A 16,442-nucleotide genomic window follows, 5' to 3' on the forward strand; every position below is an offset into this window, starting at 1 on the left:
GGGAGTGTCCGCCGTTCTCTCCCTCGCCGTCGCGCAGTTCGCGCCGATCGCCGACCGTGTCGCCAACCTGGATCGGATCCGCCTCCTCGCCGCGCAGGCCGCCTCACGCGGAGCCCGCGTGCTCGTGCTCCCGGAGTACAGCAGCTTCTTCGTCGACCCGTTCGACGCGTCTCTGCGGCTGAACGCAGAGCCCGGGCTCGAGGGACCCTTCGTGCAGGCTCTGCGCGACATCGCCCAGCGGGAAGACCTGACTCTCGTGGCGGGCCTGGTCGAGGCGGCGGATGCGGACCGCGTGCACAACACGGTCGTCGCGGTCGATGCCTCGGGTGTCGTCGCGAGCTACCGCAAGCAGCACCTCTACGACGCCTTCGGGCAGCGGGAGTCGGACTGGGTCGCGCCGGGGGACATCGACGACCCGCAGACCTTCACCGTCGACGGCGTCGTCTTCGGCATCATGACCTGCTACGACCTGCGCTTCCCGGAGGCCGCACGCCGCATCGTCGATGCCGGCGCACACGTCATCCTGGTGCCGGCCGAATGGGTGCGCGGTCCGCTGAAGGAGCAGCAGTGGCAGACCCTGCTGGCGGCGCGGGCGATCGAGAGCACGGCGTTCGTCGCGGCGGCGGACCACCCCGCGCCCGTGGGCGTCGGGCACTCCGTCATCCTCGACCCGCAGGGCGTCGTGCTCGCCGGGCTCGCCGCAGGAGACGGGCTCGCGGTCGCGCCGATCGACCTCGACGAGCTCGACCGCATCCGTGCGGTGAATCCGGCGCTGCAGCTGCGACGCTACCGCGTGGTGCCTCGCTGACTCAGGCCAGCGCCGTCAGGCGGTGCATGGCCTCGGCGATGACCTCGGGCCGCTTGCAGGCCGCGAAGCGCACGAGGCTCGCGTACTCGTGCCGCCGCTCCTTGGCGGCGAACGCGGTCAGCGGGATCGCGACGACCCCGGCCGTGTGCGGAAGCCGACGGCAGAACTCATGCGCATCGCTCACGCCGAGCGGCGCCGCATCCGCCACCGTGAAGTAGGAACCCCCGGCGCGGAACGGCGCGAACGCGGCAGCGCTGAGCCCCTCGCGCAGTGCGTCGCGCTTGCGCTGCAGTGCGGACCCGACGCCCTCGAAGAAGGCGTCGTCGAGGCGGAGCCCCGCAGCGACGGCAGGCTGGAACGGTGCACCGTTGACATAGGTGAGGAACTGTTTGACCGTGAGCACGGCGTCGATGAGGGATGCGGGCCCCGTCGCCCATCCGATCTTCCATCCCGTGACCGAGAACGTCTTTCCCGCGGAGGAGATGGAGATCGTGCGCTCAGCGGCTCCCGGCAGCGTCGCGATGGGGACGTGGTGGCGGCCGTCGAACACCAGGTGCTCGTACACCTCGTCGGTCACGATGATCACGTTGTGGCGGTGGGCGAGCCGTACGATCTCGGAACGCACGTCGTCGGCGAACACGACTCCGGTGGGGTTGTGCGGATCGTTCAACAGGATGACGCGGGTGCGGTCGGTGACCGCGTCGGCGAGCCGGTCGAGGTCGGGCTGGAAGTCGGGCCAGTGCAGGGGCACGGTCACGAGCGTGGCGCCTGCCAGCGCCACATCCGCCGCGTACGCGTCGTAGTGGGGCTCGAAGACGACGACCTCGTCGCCGGGGCCCACGAGCGCGAGGAGCGTCGCCGCGAGCGCTTCGGTCGCCCCCGCGGTGACGAGCACCTCGCGATCGGGATCGACACGCAACCCGTAGAACCGCGCCTGGTGCTCGGCGATCGCGTGGCGGAGATCCGCTGTGCCGCGACCGGGCGGATACTGGTTGCTCCCCGTCGCGATCGCGTCGCGCGCAACCCCGAGAAGCTCGGCGGGGCCGTCTTCGTCGGGGAAGCCCTGGCCCAGGTTGATGGCGCCCGTCTCGGCCGCCAGCGCGCTCATCTCTGCGAAGATCGTAGGGGCGGGGGTGCCGTCCGAGCCCAGGAGCCCGGCGCCCGCGGCCACCCGTTGCCAGGGCGCGTTCTGGTTTCGCATTCAGCACACGTTAGTCCCATAGGGCTGTCCCACGGCTGGCATAGGAAAACCACAGAGACGACGGTCACAGTGAAGATCGCCTGTCAGAAGGAGCAACCATGAGTGACAACCAGGGCTCCCGCCCCGAATCCGAAGACTCTGTTTCCGAACCCGTAGCGCCCGCCGCATCGCCGCAGCCGGCCCCCGCGTCCGACGTGCCGACGACCCCGCCGGCCGCGACCGCCCCCGCGATGCCTCCGCGTCCGCCCTACCCCGCCTCGTACCCGAAGGCGCCCACGGGATACGGCGCCGCCGCGGGCGGCGCCTCCGCGACGGGCCAGGCCTTCGGCCCCGGCGCCCAGACCGCGCCGACGCTGCCGCTGGGCGCCCCCGCGCCGTCCGCCCCCGCGCGCAAGAAGTCGACCGCCGGACGCACGGTCGGCCTGCTCGTCGCCGCAGCCCTCGTCGGGGGCGCCGCGGGCGTCGGCGGAACGTACGCCGGCATCAGCATGTGGGGCCAGACCCAGACGACGGCGGCCAGCAGCCCCACCGTCGTGACCGTCAACGACACCCAGAAGGTCAACAACGTCACCGCCGTGGCCGCCAAGGTCCTGCCCAGTGTCGTCACGATCTCGGCCACCGCGAGCAACGGCGGCGGCACCGGCAGCGGTGTCGTCCTCTCCGCGGACGGGTACGTGCTCACCAACACGCACGTCGTGACGCTCGACGGCGCCACCGCCGACCCCACGCTGTCGGTCACGACCTCCGACGGCAAGGTCTACAAGGCCACGCTCGTCGGCACCGACCCGACGTATGACCTCGCCGTCATCAAGCTGACGGACGCCTCCGGGCTGACCCCGATCGAGTTCGCCGACTCGAGCAAGCTCAACGTCGGAGACCAGGCGATCGCGCTCGGCGCCCCGCTGGGCCTGGACAACACGGTCACCACGGGCATCGTCAGCGCCCTGAACCGCTCCATCGAGATCGCCTCCTCGGCGGCTCCCGACGACTCCTCCACCAAGGACGACGGCGGTCAGGGCCAGCAGGAGAGCCCGTTCCAGTTCGACTTCGGTCAGGGCCAGCAGCAACAGCAGCAGTCCGCGAACGCCACGATCAAGATCGCGGTCATCCAGACGGACGCGGCGATCAACCCGGGCAACTCGGGCGGCGCGCTGGTGGACTCCGACGGCAAGCTGATCGGTATCAACGTGGCCATCGCGTCCTCCGGCGGCAGCTCGTCGGGCGGTCAGTCCGGCAACATCGGTGTCGGTTTCTCGATCCCCGCCAACATCGCCCAGCGCGTGGCGGACGAGATCATCAAGGACGGCAGCGCCACGCACGGCCTGCTCGGCGCGACGGTCGCCGATGCGGCCTCGCAGAAGAACGCCACGATCCAGGGCGCCTACATCCAGGACGTCTCCTCGGGTGGTGCGGCCGCCGCTGCGGGGCTGCGCTCCGGCGACATCGTCACCGAGTTCAACGGCGTTCCCGTCACCAACGCGATCGACCTCACCGCGCAGGTGCGTGCGGCGGCGGGCGGCTCCGGCGCGACGTTGAGCTACGTCCGCGACGGCAAGACCGAGACCGCCAAGCTCACGCTGGGCACGCTGCAGTAACCACACCGCTCCGACGGTTCGGACGCCACCTCGCGATAGGCTCGCGGGGTGGCGTCCTTCTCGTTCGGCGACGGCAACGCGAAGAAGCTCCTCGCCATCCCGTTCTATGCGGCAGGGCGGGTTCTCACGTTGCTCGTGCCGCGGGCGCGCGGCAGGTGGGTCTTCGGGTCGGCCGCGGGCATCGCCGACGGCGCGCTCGCGCTGTGGCACGAGACGACCGTGCACGGTCACCGTGCCGTCTGGCTGATCCGCACCGACGCGCAGGCGCGGGATGCGGCGTCGCGCGGGATCCCGCACGCTCGGGTCGATTCGCTGCGCGGACTCTGGCTCACGGCACGCGCCGAGGTCGTCGTCGTCACGCACGGCTTCGGCGACGTCAACCGCTATGCCGTCGCGGGGTCGTACCTCGTGCAGCTCTGGCACGGCATCCCGCTCAAGCGCATCGGCATCGACTCGCCCGAGACCCTGCGCAGTTCCCTCCTGCCGTCCTCTCGTCTCGTGCGGCGTCTGCTGGCGCTCATGTACCGCAGCGCCACGCGCCGGATACGCCTTCTGCCGGCCGCATCCCACCTCGTGCGCGGCCGCCTCGAGTCGGCGTTCTCGCTCGACGATTCGCGCGTGCCGGTGGTGGGGGAGCCGCGCGTCGACGTGCTGTCGCGGGGGAGTGCGACCGAACGACGGGAGAGCGCTCGTCAGCGGCTCGAAGCGGAGCTGGGCCCGCTCGGCGACGACCGTCTGGTGCTGTACGCCCCGACCTGGCGCGACGGCGACGACGATCCGGCGATCCCGACCGCCGGCGACTGGGCGCGCATCACCGCCCTGCTGGACGAGCACGGCGCGCGGCTGATCGTGCGCCCGCATCCGTTGGGGGCCGGGGAGTACGCCCCGCCCGAGGGGACCGGGCGTGTCCACCTGCTCGGCAGCGACCGTCTGGCCGACGTCACGCCGGTACTCCCCGGCATGGATCTGCTCGTCACCGACTACTCTTCGCTGGCCTACGACTCCTCGCTGGTCCCGCTGCCGGTCGTGTACTTCGCGCCGGACGTCGAGGCCTACGCGCGACGTCGGGGCTTCTACGGCACCTACGCCGACGTCGCGGGCACGGATGTCGCCGTGGACTGGGAGGGTGCGCTCGCGCAGATCGCGGCCGTGCTCTCGGACGACGACGCGCGCGAGGTGCGGCTGGAACGGGCCAGGCGCCTGGACGCGCTCGTGCACGCGCACCGTGACGGCCGTAACGCGGAACGGGTCTATCGAGCCATCACGGCCGCCATCGGCGGCGACGACCCTCGGGAGGAGACCGCATGACCACGGCGGAGTGGACCACCGGGAGCGCCCCGGCGCTCGTCCTGCGGGGGACGGGGGCGCGCCCCGAACGCGTCGAACTGGTCGGTGCCCGTGCGCGCGTCGCGGCGACGCTGACCGGTCGGGGCAAGACGTGGACCGCGACACTGACGCTCTCCGCCTCGCGCTGGGGCGGGCCGGTTCTCCCGCTGCCGAGCGGACGTTACCGGGTGCACGTCGAGCCCGCCGGCTCCGCGGAGAACCCTGAGGCCCCCGAGCCCCTCGCGCTCTCGCAGCTCGGGCCGCTGCGCGCGGCGCTGAACGGCTGGGAGCTCGAGATCGGACCTCCCGTCGATCCGGCGTACGACGCCGGAGAGGCGCGGGGGGCCCTCGAGCGGCGCTATGCGACCGGGCGGGAGCCGCTGGAGGAAGCCGTCTTCTTCGAGAGCTTCTACGGGCGCAACGCCAGCTGCAATCCGCTCGCGATCGACCGCGTGCTGCGCGAACGGATCCCCGGCCTCGTGCGGTACTGGAGCGTCGTCGACCTCTCCGTCGACGTTCCCGAGGGCGCGATCCCCGTCGTCGAGGGCAGTCCGGACTGGTGGCGGGCCCGCGCGGTCTCGCGCCTGCTGGTGGTCAACGACTGGATGCGTCGGCGCTACGTGCGCCGGCCGGGACAGCGCGTGGTCCAGACCTGGCACGGCACGCCCCTCAAGCGGCTGGCTCTTCATCGGCCGGGCTTCGATCCGCGGCGGGCCGTCGCCGTGGTGCGCGAATCGCGCCGGTGGGACGTGCTGCTGGCCCAGAACCCGTACGCGGCGTCCATCCTGCGTCGCGCCTATGCGTTCGGTCGCCGACCGATCTGGGTCGAGGGATACCCGCGCAACGACGTGCTGCGCACCGGGGATGCGGCGGGTGTCCGCGCGCGCCTCGGCATCGGCGAGGACGAACGCGTCATCCTCTACGCGCCGACCTGGCGCGACGATCGCGAGCAGATCGTCGACTTCCTGGATGCGGAGAGGCTCGCCGCGGATACCGGCGCGGTGGTGCTGGTGCGAGGTCACTCGCGCACGCTGTTGCCCGGCAGGGACGCCGAGGGGGCGCGGGTGGTCGATGTGACGGGCTTCCCCGACACCGCACAACTGCTTCTGGCCGCCGACGCGCTCGTGACGGACTACTCGTCGGTGATGTTCGACTTCACGGTCACCGGCAAGCCGGTCTACTTCTTCGTGCCCGACCTCGAGGACTACCGAGGACGCCTGCGCGGGTTCTACTTCGATCTCGCGCAGCGTGCCCCCGGACCGCTCGTGCGCACACAGGAGGAGCTGACACGGGCTCTGGCGCAGGACACCGCGGCCTACGCCGACCGGTACGCGGCTTGGCAGCGCGCCTTCAACGCGCGCGAGGACGGCCACGCGGCCGAGCGCGTCGTCGCCCGCATCCTCGATCAGGGTCTGATCGGCGGCTGACTCACGGCAGCGGTGTGTTGCGCGATCCGAGCCGCGAGGTGTCGACGGTGTCGCGGGCGCCGCGTACGAGTCCCTGGATGAAGCCGGCACCCCACGCGAGGTGCATCGAGGGGAGGACTCCCGCCGTCCACAGCTTGTCGCGCCATCCGCTCCCGCCGCCGGGGCCCAGGGCGACGCCGGCAACGAGGACCGCGTACGCGACCAAGGGGAGGTAGATCCCGCTCGCGACGAGGGCTGCGGCGCCCGAGAGGACTCCGGTGAGCTGCAGCGCCGCGGCCACGAGGGCGAGCGCCACGCAGGCCACGAGCACGGGCGGCGCGAAGAAGCGCAGGGAGTTGCGACGGCCGTAGCGGCGCACCAGCTCGCCGCGCCACGCACCGGTGGCACGGAACTGCCGCACGAGTCGCTGCCAGCTCTCGCGCGGCCAGTACGTCACGCGCAGCGCCGGATCGAACCAGACGCGGTAGCCGGCCCGGCGGATGCGGAGGTTCAGCTCCCAGTCCTCGCCGCGGCGCAGGGACTCGTCGAATCCGCCGACCTCGTCGACGACGACGCGGCGCATGACGCCGAGGTAGGCGGACTCGGCGGCGCTCTCGCGCCGGCCGCCGTGATAGGCCCCGCCGCCGAGGCCGAACGGGGAGTTGTACGCGCGGGCGACTGCGCGCTGGAAGGGCGTGCGGCCGTCGGCCTGCATCACCCCGCCGACGTTCGCGGCGCGCACGCGTGCGAGCGTCTCGAGGGCCCTCAGCGTGTAGCCGGCAGCGAGCTCCGAATGGGCGTCGACCCGCACGATGGTCGGCAGCGTGCTGCGCGCGATCGCCAGGTTCAAGCCCGTCGGGATATCGGCGTCGGGGTTGCGGACGAGCAGGATGCGCTCGTCGTCGGCGGCGAGACGCTCGGCGATCGCGTCGGTGCCGTCGGAGGAGGGGCCCAGCGCCAGCACGAGTTCCATGGGGCCGGGGGTCTGCTGGGCGAGCACGCTCTGCACGGCGCGCTCCAGATATCCCGCCTCGTTGAGCACCGGCATGACGAACGAAACCCCTGCCTCGGCGCTGGGAACCGGGGCGTCACGATGGCCCCCCGCGTCGACGTGCATCCGACGATCATCCCATGCGTGCGCTGGTTAGGCTGGAAGGATGGGCCTGGCATCAGACATCCGCAAGGCGCGGGGACTTCTCCGGAAAGTCCTCGACAACCGTTCCGCCGTCCGCCAGGTGCGCACCATGCGCACCCCGCTGCCGGTCGGTCGCTTCCGGGTCGGCGTCTACTTCGCCGACGGTGCCGTGAACCTCTACCAGATGCGTCAGTGGTACAAGCCGCTCCAGAAGCTCGCCGAGACCTGGCCCGTCCTGGTGCTGAGCCGCAACGCCACATCGGCGGCGGCGATCATGACCGAGAGCGAGCTGCCCGTCGCCTTCGTGCCGACCGTGCGCGACCTGGAGAGGGTCGTGGCCGCGCAGGGGCTGCGCATCGTGCTGTACGTCAACCAGAACACGCGGAACTTCCAGATGTTCCGGTACGGGCACCGCTGGCACGTGTTCATCAACCACGGCGAGTCCGACAAGATGTACATGACGACGAACCAGTTCAAGGCCTATGACTACGCCCTGATCGCGGGGGACGCCGCGCGCGAGCGTCTGGGGCGCGTGCTTTGGAACTACGACCTCGATGCGCGCACGATCGCGATCGGTCGGCCGCAGGCGGACCATTACTCGGGGGTGCTTCCCTACACGCCGGACGATCGCACGGTCGTGCTCTACGCGCCGACGTGGGAGGGTGATCGGCCCTCGGCGTTCTACGGATCCATCGCCAGTCACGGGGAGGCACTGGCCTCAGCCGTCCTCGGCTCCGCACGCCATCGCCTCATCTACCGTCCGCATCCGCGCAGCGGCGTGGTCGATCGCGAGTACCTCGCCGCGCATCGACGCATCGTCGCCGCGATCGCCGCGGCGAACGCCGCCGACCCCACCGCGCAGCACGTCTACGACGACGGACCGGAACTCGGCTGGCAGCTAGCGGCAGCCGACGTCGCGGTGGTGGACATCTCCGCCATGGTCTACGACCGCCTCGCCGCCGACAGGCCTTTGCTCATCACGCGGCCCGTCGATGAGCGCGCCGCGGTCGACACGAGCGGTTATCTCTCGGCATGCGAGTGGCTGGATGCTGCCGACGCGCCTCGCATCCTGGACGAGGTCGATCGCCTGGTCGGCGATCCCGAGGCCGTCGCACGCTTGGCGTACTGGGTCGATCACTACTTCGGTGACACGTCCCCGGGGGCCCCGACGGCACGCTTCCACGCGGCGATCGGGCGCCTCATGGACGAGTGGGACGAGTGGCACGCGAGAGCGGGCGGTGACGCGGACGACGCCGCGGCGCAGGCGGAGCTCGACTCGAACGCCGGCCGCGAAGAAGCCTCCTGAGCCGATCGCCCGCTCAGCGCCCCGGTTCTTCGGTGGTCGAGGGATCAGCGGACGTGTCGGAAGTTCGCTGCTTGCGGCGAGCGGAGCCCAGCGCTTTCGTGGCGTCGCGCGTGCGCCGCGTGGCGGATCCCGCCGCCTGCGCGACGAGCCCACCGGCGCGGGCGAGACCCCGCCCTGCGAGCCGTTCGATCGGCGCGGCTCCCGGCCGGGGCTCGAGCTCCGCAGGCAGATCGCTGGGGGGCATCCCGAACGCGCGCCGGGACGTGGTGATCACGCGTCGGCCCAACAGGTGGTTGCCGGCGCCGCCGACGGCGGCGCCCACGCCGAAGGGCAGCGCCTTTCCGACGAACGAGGCTCCGCCGCGCGCGGCGAAGCGGTGCACGAACGAGGTCTTCAGCCGGTCGACGAGCGGGCCGAGGGCCGCCCGGGGGAGAGTCGTGGTGATCAACTCGCCCCAGTACGTGCTGCGTGACGGACCCTTGCCGCCGGCCTGCCGTGCGAGCTGGGTGACGAGGTCGATCCCCTCCTGGCCGAGGAGCAGCGTCAGCACGAGCGCGCGGGCGCGGTCGGGGTTCTCGACCGGGAGCCCGTGCACCTCGGCGACCGACTGCGCGAACAGTGTCGTCGTCTCGAGGAAGCCGAGAGTCTCCACGCCGCTCAGCGCCAACGTGACGCCGGTGCCGATGCCGGGGACCACGGCGGTCGCACCGACGGCTGCTCCGCCGGTGGTCACCGCCGCGAGGTATCGGCGCTCCAGCATCCGCACGATCTCGAGGGTCGTGGCGCGCGGGTGACGTACCCGGATGCTGCGAAGATGCGCGAGCACGACGGGGCGTTGCACGGCGAGCACACGATCGAGGGCGCGCACCGTGAACGGGTGCTCAGCAGACCCGACGGGTGGGATCCCTCCCTGCCACGGCGACTCGTCCGGCAGGCTGTGGATGCGGTGGACCTTCTCCGGCATCCTGCGATGCTAAGCGGCTCGGCTGAACGGTGCCGGGGGGTTGCGGATCAGACGAACTGGTTCGCGCGCTCGAGATCCTCGGCGAAGTCGACCTCGACCGCGTACAGGTCGGAGATGTCCATCGGCTCGAGAAGGAGGCCGTCGTGCTGGATGGCGAGTTCGAGTCCGCGCTCGAAGTAGTCCTGATCGTCCACGCGCGCGAGGTGGTGCATGAACGAACGCTTGTCGGCGCGCGAGATGTAGTTGATTCCCACGGCCTCGCCGATTCCACCGCGGACCGTCTTGGACAGCTCCTTGATGAAGCCCTCGCTCGTGACGGTGTACTTGACCTCTTCGTCGCTCACCTTGGCGGTGTTGACGGTGACGAAGGACTGCTCGCGCTCGATGAGAGCCACGGCACGGCCCAGCACCCGGGGGTCGAAGACGACGTCTCCGTTCATCCACAGCACACCGGCCTTGCCGGTTGCGGACAGCGCGCGCAGCAGGCTCTTCGACGTGTTGGTCTGGTCGTACCGCTCGTTGTAGACGTAGTCGGCGTCCGGGAAGGCCTCGACGATGGTCTCCGCGCGGTAGCCGACGACCGTCGTGAGCTTGGCGTCGGTGCCGAAAGCCGCGCGGATGTTGTCGTGCTGCTGGCGCATGATGCTGCGCCCGTCGTTCAGCTGGGTCAGGGGCTTCGGCAGGCTGCGGCCGAGGCGCGAGCCCATGCCGGCGGCAAGGATCACAGTCTGAAGTCTCATAAGATTCATCGCTCCTGGAGTCGAAGTTCACGGTCGGTTCACCGACGAAACACTCCTTTGTGCCGTGCCCATGGTATCCGGGCCACCTGGAAGCCCGCAGATCACCCCGCTCCCGTTGTGGATTCGTGACAATCGGTGACAGGGCCGCATCCCACCGACGGGATCGTCAGGGGCGATTGATACGTTGGGGAAGTGACCTCCACTCCTTCCGGTTCCGACGCGCCCACGCCCGACGACGGCTCCGCCGAGGAGGTCTCCGCGGCACCGAAGAAGCCGGCATCCGCGCGCCCTTCGACGCCGCGCACTCCGCGCTCCACGACCACCCGTCCGGCAGCGGCTCGCAAGCCCGTCGCGAAGAAGCCGGCGACGTCGTCGGCGGCAGCGCCCGCGCCCGCCGAGAAGGAGGCTGCGGCGCCCGCAGCTCCGAAGAAGCCTGCGGCGAAGCGGCCGACGGCAGCCAAGCGTCCCGCGGGTTCGCCCGCGGAGGATGCGGCGGCGCCGGCCGCTGCGGCGAAGAAGCCGGCTGCCGCGAAGAAGCCGGCCGCACCCCGCAAGCCTGCCGCCCGGACGACGACGGCCCGTACCGGCGAGACCGCGCCCAAGCCGCGGACCGCATCGCCGCGCACGAAGTCGGCGCAGGCGGGAGCGAAGGCGCCGCGCACGACAGCCGCCAAGACGCCGCCCGTGGCGCCGATCGACGCGCCGGTTCCGGTGGACTTCGTCATTCCGCCCAAGCCGCCCCTGCCGTCGCGCCCCGCGCCGGCGGATGCGGAACAGCCCGCCGCTGTCGACGAGGTCATCGTCCCGGACGAGGCGCCGGTCGAGGCCGCATCGCCGGAGGTGCTCGACGAGGTGCCGGTCGTCTCGGCGACCGATGCGGACACCGAGCAGGAGAGCAGACCTGAGCCCGCCGATGCGTCGTCGCCCGAGCCGGTGGAGACGCTGGACGATGTCGTGGTCGAAGAGATCGTCGACGAGGTGCCCGAGCCTCCCGCCGTCGTCGATGCCGGCGACGAGACCCCCGACGTGCCGACACCGGCGGAGGCAGAGGTCGTCGTCGTGACCGAACGTGCGGAGGATGAGGCGTCCGAACGGTTGTTCGCCGATGTCGCCGAGCCGGCGGCTGCAGCGGACGAGCCCCCTCTGGCGCTCGAGGTGAACGGACTGTCCAAGTCCTACGGCTCGACCGTCGCGGTCGCGGGTATCGATCTCGCCGTCCCCGCCGGCACCTTCTATGGCCTCGTCGGGCCGAACGGTGCGGGCAAGACCACCACGCTCTCGATGATCGCCGGGCTCCTGAAACCGGATGCGGGCACCATCCGCGTGGCGGGCGTCGATGCGCGCACCCGGTCACGAGAGGCCAAGAGGCTGATCGGGGTGCTACCGGACCGCCTGCGCACCTTCGATCGCCTGACCGGGCGCCAGCTCCTCTCCTACGCGGGGCTGTTGCGGGGCCTCGATGCGAACACCGTCGAGCGCCGCGCCTCCGACCTGGGGCGAGCCTTCGACCTGACAGCGGCGCTGGGCCGATCCGTTTCGGACTACTCGGCGGGCATGACGAAGAAGGTCATGCTGGCCGCAGCCCTCATCCATTCGCCCCGGCTGCTCGTGCTCGACGAGCCCTTCGAGGCCGTCGACCCGGTTTCGAGCTCGGTCATCCTCGACATCCTGGGCACCTACGTGTCGCACGGAGGAACGGTTCTGCTCTCCAGCCACGGGATGGACCTGGTCGAGCGCGTGTGCGACCGTGTGGCGGTGATCGTCTCCGGTCAGGTGCTGGTCGACGGCACGGTGGCCGAGGTTCGCGGCGAGCAGACGCTCGAGGCGCGGTTCCTCGAGCTCGTCGGCGGCTCGAACGAGGTGGAGGGCCTCGAATGGCTGCACACGTTCTCCGACTGAGGGCCGCTCTCCTGATCGGAGCGCTGCGCGGCGACGCCGCGGAGCGCTGGCGCGCGATCATCGCGAGCGTCCTGGTGGTGGGCGGTGTCGTCGCCGCCTGCGTCGCGCAGATCGCGCTGCAGGCGGTCACCGCGCAATCCGCTTTCGTGGTGACGGTCCTCGGCGGCAGCGCCGTCGCGGTCGGTTACGCGCTCGCGCCGCCCATCTCCGGCAGCCCCGACCAACTGGACCCGCGCCGGTTCCAGACCTTCGGTCTGGAACCCAAGCCGCTGGCCGGCGCGATTCTGCTCGCGAGCGTCGTCAGCGTTCCCGTCCTGGCGCTGGCTGCGGTCGCTGTGGCGACGGCCGTGATGTGGTTCTCGCAGGACGCCGGAGCGCTCGCTGCGATCGGCCCCCTGCTCGGCCTGGTGACAGCGGTGCTGCTGACCCGCGTCGCCGCGGGCCTCGCCTCGATGTGGACGCTCCCGCGTCGATCACGTGAGCTGACCGGGCTGTTCATCCTCGCTTTGCTGGTCGTCTTCGTGCCGGTCGGGGTGTTCTTCGCCTCGCTCGACTGGGGGGACGCGGTTCCGAGCCAGCTCGACGCGGCGGCGCACGTGCTCGCGTTCACGCCGATCGGCGCGGCGTGGGCGCTGCCGGGCCTCGCTGCGATCGGCGATGTCGGCGGGCTCTGGCTCGCCGCGATCGTCTCGGTGGTCACGATCGCCCTGCTCGGGTGGGCGTGGTATGCGATCGTGCGCCGCGCGCTCACGACGATCGAGCGTCCCCTCGCCGCGCGTGAGCGCGGCGGCATGGGATGGTTCTCGGTGCTGCCCGGCACGGCCGGAGGCGCCATCGCCGCCCGCAGCCTCACCTATTGGTTGCGCGATCGTCGCTACGGCGTGAACGTGCTCGTGGTCCCGGTCGCGGCGCTGCTGACGACCATCCCGCTCCTGGTCGCGGGCGTGCCCGCCGAGTACGTGGCGCTGGTGCCCGTGCCGATCATCGCGCTCTTCTTCGGCTGGTTGCCCCACAACGATGTCGCCTACGACTCCACGGCGGTGTGGATGCACGTCGCATCCGGCGTGCGCGGCATCTCCGATCGGGTCGGACGCCTCGTGCCGATCCTGCTCATCGCGGTGCCGACGTTCGCCGTCGCAGTGCCGGTCGCCGTGGCGATCCACGGGCGTTGGGCGCACCTGCCGGCTCTCGCGGGTGTGACCATCAGTCTGTTCCTGTCGGGTCTGGGACTCTCCTCCATCGCCTCGGCGGCGGCGCCCTATGCGGTGTCGCGTCCGGGCGACAGCCCCTTCCAGCAGCCTCAGCGCACCGGTTCGGCCGGCATCCTCTCGCAGGCGCTCGTGATGCTGGGGGCGCTCGCGGTGAGCGTGCCGACGCTCTGGTGGGCGTGGCAGGCTGTCTCGGACGATCAGTCGTTCGGACTCGCCGCGCTCGTCGGCGGAGCGGTGACGGGCGTCGTCGTGCTCGGGGCGGGGCTCGCGATCGGCGCGCAGGTGTTCGAGCGGCGTGAGAGCGAGCTCATGGAGTTCGCCGCCACGACTTCCTGACCCGAGCCGCGCACACCCCTCGCGGCTACACTTGCTGACCATGAGCACCCCTGCCGACAGCCCCGACCAGGGCGGCCTCGCCACCCTCGACCGCGAGCTCGAAGAGCTCATCCGCGAAGAGACCATCGAGCCCGGCGATCACGAGCGCTTCTCGCACTACGTGAAGAAGGAGAAGATCCTCGAGTCGGCCATCACGGGCAAGCCCGTGCGCGCGCTGTGCGGCAAGAAGTGGACGCCGGGACGAGACCCGGAGAAGTTCCCGGTCTGCCCGTCGTGCAAGGAGATCTACGAGTCGCTGCAGCAGTGACGCGCAGCGCTCACAGGTAGCGGGTGGGAATGGCCGGATCCGACCGGCTGAGACCGTGCGCGGCGAGAGGGAGTTCGTCGCGGACGGTCAGATGGTGAGCCCGTGCGGCGCGCACACCCTCGGGCCCTTCGTGAGCGGCGTCGATCTCGCTGTGCTCGACGAGCCGCACCTGCAATGCCCGGGCATCCGTGAGCGCGGCCGGTGAGTCGGCCGCGTCGATGCGGATGAGCTCCGCCTCGGCGGTTCCGCCTCGCAGGCCCCGGAAGGCCGTCTTTCGCCCGCCCGTGGAGGTCTTCTCGGCGGACGCCTTGGCGACGCTCACCCAGGTACCGTCCGGTTCCTGACGTGCGACCAGCTTGTAGACCATCCCCGCGGTGGGCGTACCCGAACCCGTGACGACGGAGGTGCCGACGCCGTAGGCATCGACGGGCGAGGCGGCCAGTGCTGCCAGCGCGTACTCGTCCAGGTCGCTCGTGACGGTGATGCGTGTGTCGGTGGCGCCGAGCGCGTCGAGCTGCGCCCGCACGCGCGCCGCGACCACGGGCAGATCGCCCGAGTCGATGCGCACGCCGCCGAGCCCCGTTCCCGCCACGCGAATCGCGGTCTCGACGCCCCGCTGGATGTCGTAGGTGTCGACCAGCAGTGTCGTGCCGAGTCCCTGGGCGGCGATCTGCGCGCGGAACGCATCCTCTTCGCGCTCGTGCAGCAGTGTCCAGGCGTGGGCGGCGGTGCCCATCGTGGGGATGCCCCAGGTGCGTCCCGCCTCCAGGTTGCTCGTGGCGCCGAAGCCCGCGATGTAGGCGGCTCGCGCGGCGGCGACGGCCGAGCGCTCTCCGGCCCCGCCGCGAGCCCATCTCGGCCAGCGGCCGGTCGCCGGCGGCCAGCGACATCCGCGCGGCCGCCGTGGCGACGGCGGAGTCGTGGTTGAGCACGCTGAGGGCCAGGGTCTCGAGGATCACGGCCTCGAGGAAGCTGCCCTCGACGGTCAGCACCGGAGAGCCGGGGAAGTACAGCTCGCCCTCGCGGTAGCCGGTGATCGACCCGGTGAAGCGGAAATCCGCGAGGGTCGCGAGCGTGACCGCATCCACCACGCGGTTGTCGCGCAGGTACCGCAGCTCATCGTCGCCGAAGCGGAACTCGCGCAGCAGGGACAGCAGGCGACCGGTTCCCGCGACCACGCCGAAGCGTCGCCCTCCCGCCAGACGCCGGGCGAACAGCTCGAAGACCGTGGGCCTGGAGGCGGTGCCGTCGCGCAGCGCCGCCTCGATCATGGTCAGTTCGTAGCGGTCGGTGAGCAGCGAGGTCGTCTCGGGCATGGCGGTCACTCTATCGAGCGCGGGTAGGGTGGGTGATCGTGGTGGACGACGCGCCGATCGGGATCTTCGACTCCGGAGTGGGTGGTCTGACCGTCGCTCGCGCGATCTCGCAGCTGCTGCCGCGCGAATCGCTGCTCTACATCGGCGACACCGCACGCTCGCCCTACGGTCCGAAGCCGATCGCGGATGTGCGCCGCTACTCGCTGGAGATCCTCGACACACTGGTCGAGCAGGGCGTGAAGATGCTCGTCATCGCCTGCAACACGGCGTCGGCCGCGGTGCTCCGGGATGCGCGCGAGCGCTATGACGTACCCGTGGTCGAAGTCATCGGCCCCGCCGTGCGCACGGCACTCGCCACGACGCGCAACAGCCGCATCGGTGTCATCGGCACGACCGGGACGATCGGCTCCGGCGCCTACCAAGACATGCTCGAGGTGAACCCGAACGTCACCGTGTTCGCGCAGGCGTGCCCGCGCTTCGTCGACTTCGTCGAGGCCGGCGTCACCGGCTCGCCCGAGGTGCTCCACATCGCTGAGGAGTACCTGGCGCCCCTGCGCCACGCCGGTGTCGACACGCTCGTTCTCGGCTGCACGCACTATCCCTTCCTCGAGGGCGCTATCAGCTACGTCATGGGTGAGGGCGTGAGTCTCGTCTCGAGCGACACCGAGACGGCGAAGGACGTCTACCGTCAGCTCGTCTCCCGCGATCTGCTGGCAGGCCCCGACGCCGTGGCCCAGCACGTGTACGAGGCGACGGGCTCGTCGGCAGACGACTTCATCCAGCTCGCGCACCGCCTCATGGGACGCGAGGTGCGTCAGGTGCAGCTCGTGCAGACCGGCACGATCGATCTGCCCCGCACCACCGCGTCCTGACGCCGCATCCCCGACTTCCC

General features: G+C 71.1%; 13 protein-coding genes and 1 pseudogene. 9 read left to right on the forward strand and 5 right to left on the reverse strand.

Annotated features, from left to right (window positions below; genetic code table 11):
• The first annotated feature begins 4 nt into the window (after window positions 1-4).
• The gene (locus tag QE374_RS15760) at window positions 5-808 is read left to right on the forward strand and encodes a carbon-nitrogen hydrolase family protein (RefSeq protein ID WP_309736425.1); all 804 of its coding nucleotides are present in this window, start codon (window positions 5-7) and stop codon (window positions 806-808) included.
• Between the two features lies 1 nt (window position 809).
• Here the strand turns inward: QE374_RS15760 and QE374_RS15765 are convergent, their stop codons facing one another.
• The gene (locus tag QE374_RS15765; RefSeq protein ID WP_309736427.1) at window positions 810-2,009 is read right to left on the reverse strand and encodes an aminotransferase class I/II-fold pyridoxal phosphate-dependent enzyme; all 1,200 of its coding nucleotides are present in this window, start codon (window positions 2,007-2,009) and stop codon (window positions 810-812) included.
• Between the two features lie 98 nt (window positions 2,010-2,107).
• Between QE374_RS15765 and QE374_RS15770 the strand changes: the two genes are divergently transcribed.
• From QE374_RS15770 to QE374_RS15780, 3 genes are read left to right on the forward strand one after another with little or no spacing between them, the layout of a single operon-like run.
• The gene (locus tag QE374_RS15770; RefSeq protein ID WP_309736429.1) at window positions 2,108-3,604 is read left to right on the forward strand and encodes a trypsin-like peptidase domain-containing protein; all 1,497 of its coding nucleotides are present in this window, start codon (window positions 2,108-2,110) and stop codon (window positions 3,602-3,604) included.
• A gap of 48 nt (window positions 3,605-3,652) precedes the next feature.
• Window positions 3,653-4,912, forward strand: coding sequence for a CDP-glycerol glycerophosphotransferase family protein (locus QE374_RS15775; protein ID WP_309736431.1), 1,260 nt, complete (start codon window positions 3,653-3,655; stop codon window positions 4,910-4,912).
• Window positions 4,909-6,357, forward strand: a complete 1,449-nt coding sequence (locus QE374_RS15780) for a CDP-glycerol glycerophosphotransferase family protein (RefSeq protein WP_309736433.1) — start codon at window positions 4,909-4,911, stop codon at window positions 6,355-6,357. Before QE374_RS15775 ends, QE374_RS15780 begins: the two co-directional genes overlap by 4 nt.
• Window position 6,358: 1 nt before the next feature.
• Here the strand turns inward: QE374_RS15780 and QE374_RS15785 are convergent, their stop codons facing one another.
• Window positions 6,359-7,453: a glycosyltransferase family 2 protein gene (locus tag QE374_RS15785; RefSeq protein WP_309736435.1), complete on the reverse strand. Its 1,095-nt coding sequence runs from the start codon at window positions 7,451-7,453 to the stop codon at window positions 6,359-6,361.
• Window positions 7,454-7,493: 40 nt separating this feature from the next.
• Between QE374_RS15785 and QE374_RS15790 the strand changes: the two genes are divergently transcribed.
• Entirely contained in the window at window positions 7,494-8,777 is a 1,284-nt protein-coding gene (locus QE374_RS15790; RefSeq protein WP_309736438.1) for a CDP-glycerol glycerophosphotransferase family protein, read from the forward strand.
• Window positions 8,778-8,790: 13 nt separating this feature from the next.
• Here the strand turns inward: QE374_RS15790 and QE374_RS15795 are convergent, their stop codons facing one another.
• Entirely contained in the window at window positions 8,791-9,741 is a 951-nt protein-coding gene (locus tag QE374_RS15795) for a hypothetical protein (protein ID WP_309736439.1), read from the reverse strand.
• 47 nt (window positions 9,742-9,788) lie between these two features.
• Window positions 9,789-10,481: an NTP transferase domain-containing protein gene (locus QE374_RS15800; RefSeq protein ID WP_309736441.1), complete on the reverse strand. Its 693-nt coding sequence runs from the start codon at window positions 10,479-10,481 to the stop codon at window positions 9,789-9,791.
• Window positions 10,482-10,673: 192 nt separating this feature from the next.
• Here QE374_RS15800 and QE374_RS15805 point away from each other — a divergent pair, with 192 nt between their 5' ends.
• The 3 genes from QE374_RS15805 to QE374_RS15815 are packed head-to-tail and all read left to right on the forward strand — an operon-like array spanning window position 10,674 to window position 14,234.
• Window positions 10,674-12,380: an ATP-binding cassette domain-containing protein gene (locus QE374_RS15805; protein ID WP_309736443.1), complete on the forward strand. Its 1,707-nt coding sequence runs from the start codon at window positions 10,674-10,676 to the stop codon at window positions 12,378-12,380.
• Complete coding sequence (locus QE374_RS15810; RefSeq protein ID WP_309736445.1) at window positions 12,356-13,927, forward strand: hypothetical protein; 1,572 nt, start codon at window positions 12,356-12,358, stop codon at window positions 13,925-13,927. Before QE374_RS15805 ends, QE374_RS15810 begins: the two co-directional genes overlap by 25 nt.
• A 40-nt stretch (window positions 13,928-13,967) precedes the next feature.
• The gene (locus tag QE374_RS15815; RefSeq protein WP_137417359.1) at window positions 13,968-14,234 is read left to right on the forward strand and encodes a DUF3039 domain-containing protein; all 267 of its coding nucleotides are present in this window, start codon (window positions 13,968-13,970) and stop codon (window positions 14,232-14,234) included.
• A 10-nt stretch (window positions 14,235-14,244) separates the two neighbouring features.
• Here the strand turns inward: QE374_RS15815 and QE374_RS15820 are convergent.
• A pseudogene (locus QE374_RS15820) lies at window positions 14,245-15,550 on the reverse strand (nicotinate phosphoribosyltransferase).
• Between the two features lie 41 nt (window positions 15,551-15,591).
• Between QE374_RS15820 and murI the strand changes: the two are divergent.
• On the forward strand, window positions 15,592-16,422 hold the full coding sequence (murI, locus tag QE374_RS15825; protein WP_309736739.1) for a glutamate racemase: 831 nt from the start codon (window positions 15,592-15,594) through the stop codon (window positions 16,420-16,422).
• The last annotated feature ends 20 nt before the right edge of the window (window positions 16,423-16,442 follow it).

It is taken from the genome of Microbacterium sp. SORGH_AS_0428 (assembly GCF_031453615.1).
In the GTDB taxonomy this organism is placed as follows: domain Bacteria; phylum Actinomycetota; class Actinomycetes; order Actinomycetales; family Microbacteriaceae; genus Microbacterium.

Excerpts from the sequence above, each read along its gene's own strand:
- QE374_RS15770 (WP_309736429.1), top strand. The coding sequence starts at position 2,108 with ATGAGTGACAACCAGGGCTCCCGCCCCGAATCCGAAGACTCTGTTTCC.
- QE374_RS15765 (WP_309736427.1), bottom strand. The coding sequence starts at position 2,009 with ATGCGAAACCAGAACGCGCCCTGGCAACGGGTGGCCGCGGGCGCCGGG.
- QE374_RS15800 (WP_309736441.1), bottom strand. The coding sequence starts at position 10,481 with ATGAGACTTCAGACTGTGATCCTTGCCGCCGGCATGGGCTCGCGCCTC.
- QE374_RS15815 (WP_137417359.1), top strand. The coding sequence starts at position 13,968 with ATGAGCACCCCTGCCGACAGCCCCGACCAGGGCGGCCTCGCCACCCTC.
- QE374_RS15780 (WP_309736433.1), top strand. The coding sequence starts at position 4,909 with ATGACCACGGCGGAGTGGACCACCGGGAGCGCCCCGGCGCTCGTCCTG.
- QE374_RS15810 (WP_309736445.1), top strand. The coding sequence starts at position 12,356 with ATGGCTGCACACGTTCTCCGACTGAGGGCCGCTCTCCTGATCGGAGCG.
- QE374_RS15795 (WP_309736439.1), bottom strand. The coding sequence starts at position 9,741 with ATGCCGGAGAAGGTCCACCGCATCCACAGCCTGCCGGACGAGTCGCCG.
- QE374_RS15785 (WP_309736435.1), bottom strand. The coding sequence starts at position 7,453 with ATGCACGTCGACGCGGGGGGCCATCGTGACGCCCCGGTTCCCAGCGCC.
- QE374_RS15790 (WP_309736438.1), top strand. The coding sequence starts at position 7,494 with ATGGGCCTGGCATCAGACATCCGCAAGGCGCGGGGACTTCTCCGGAAA.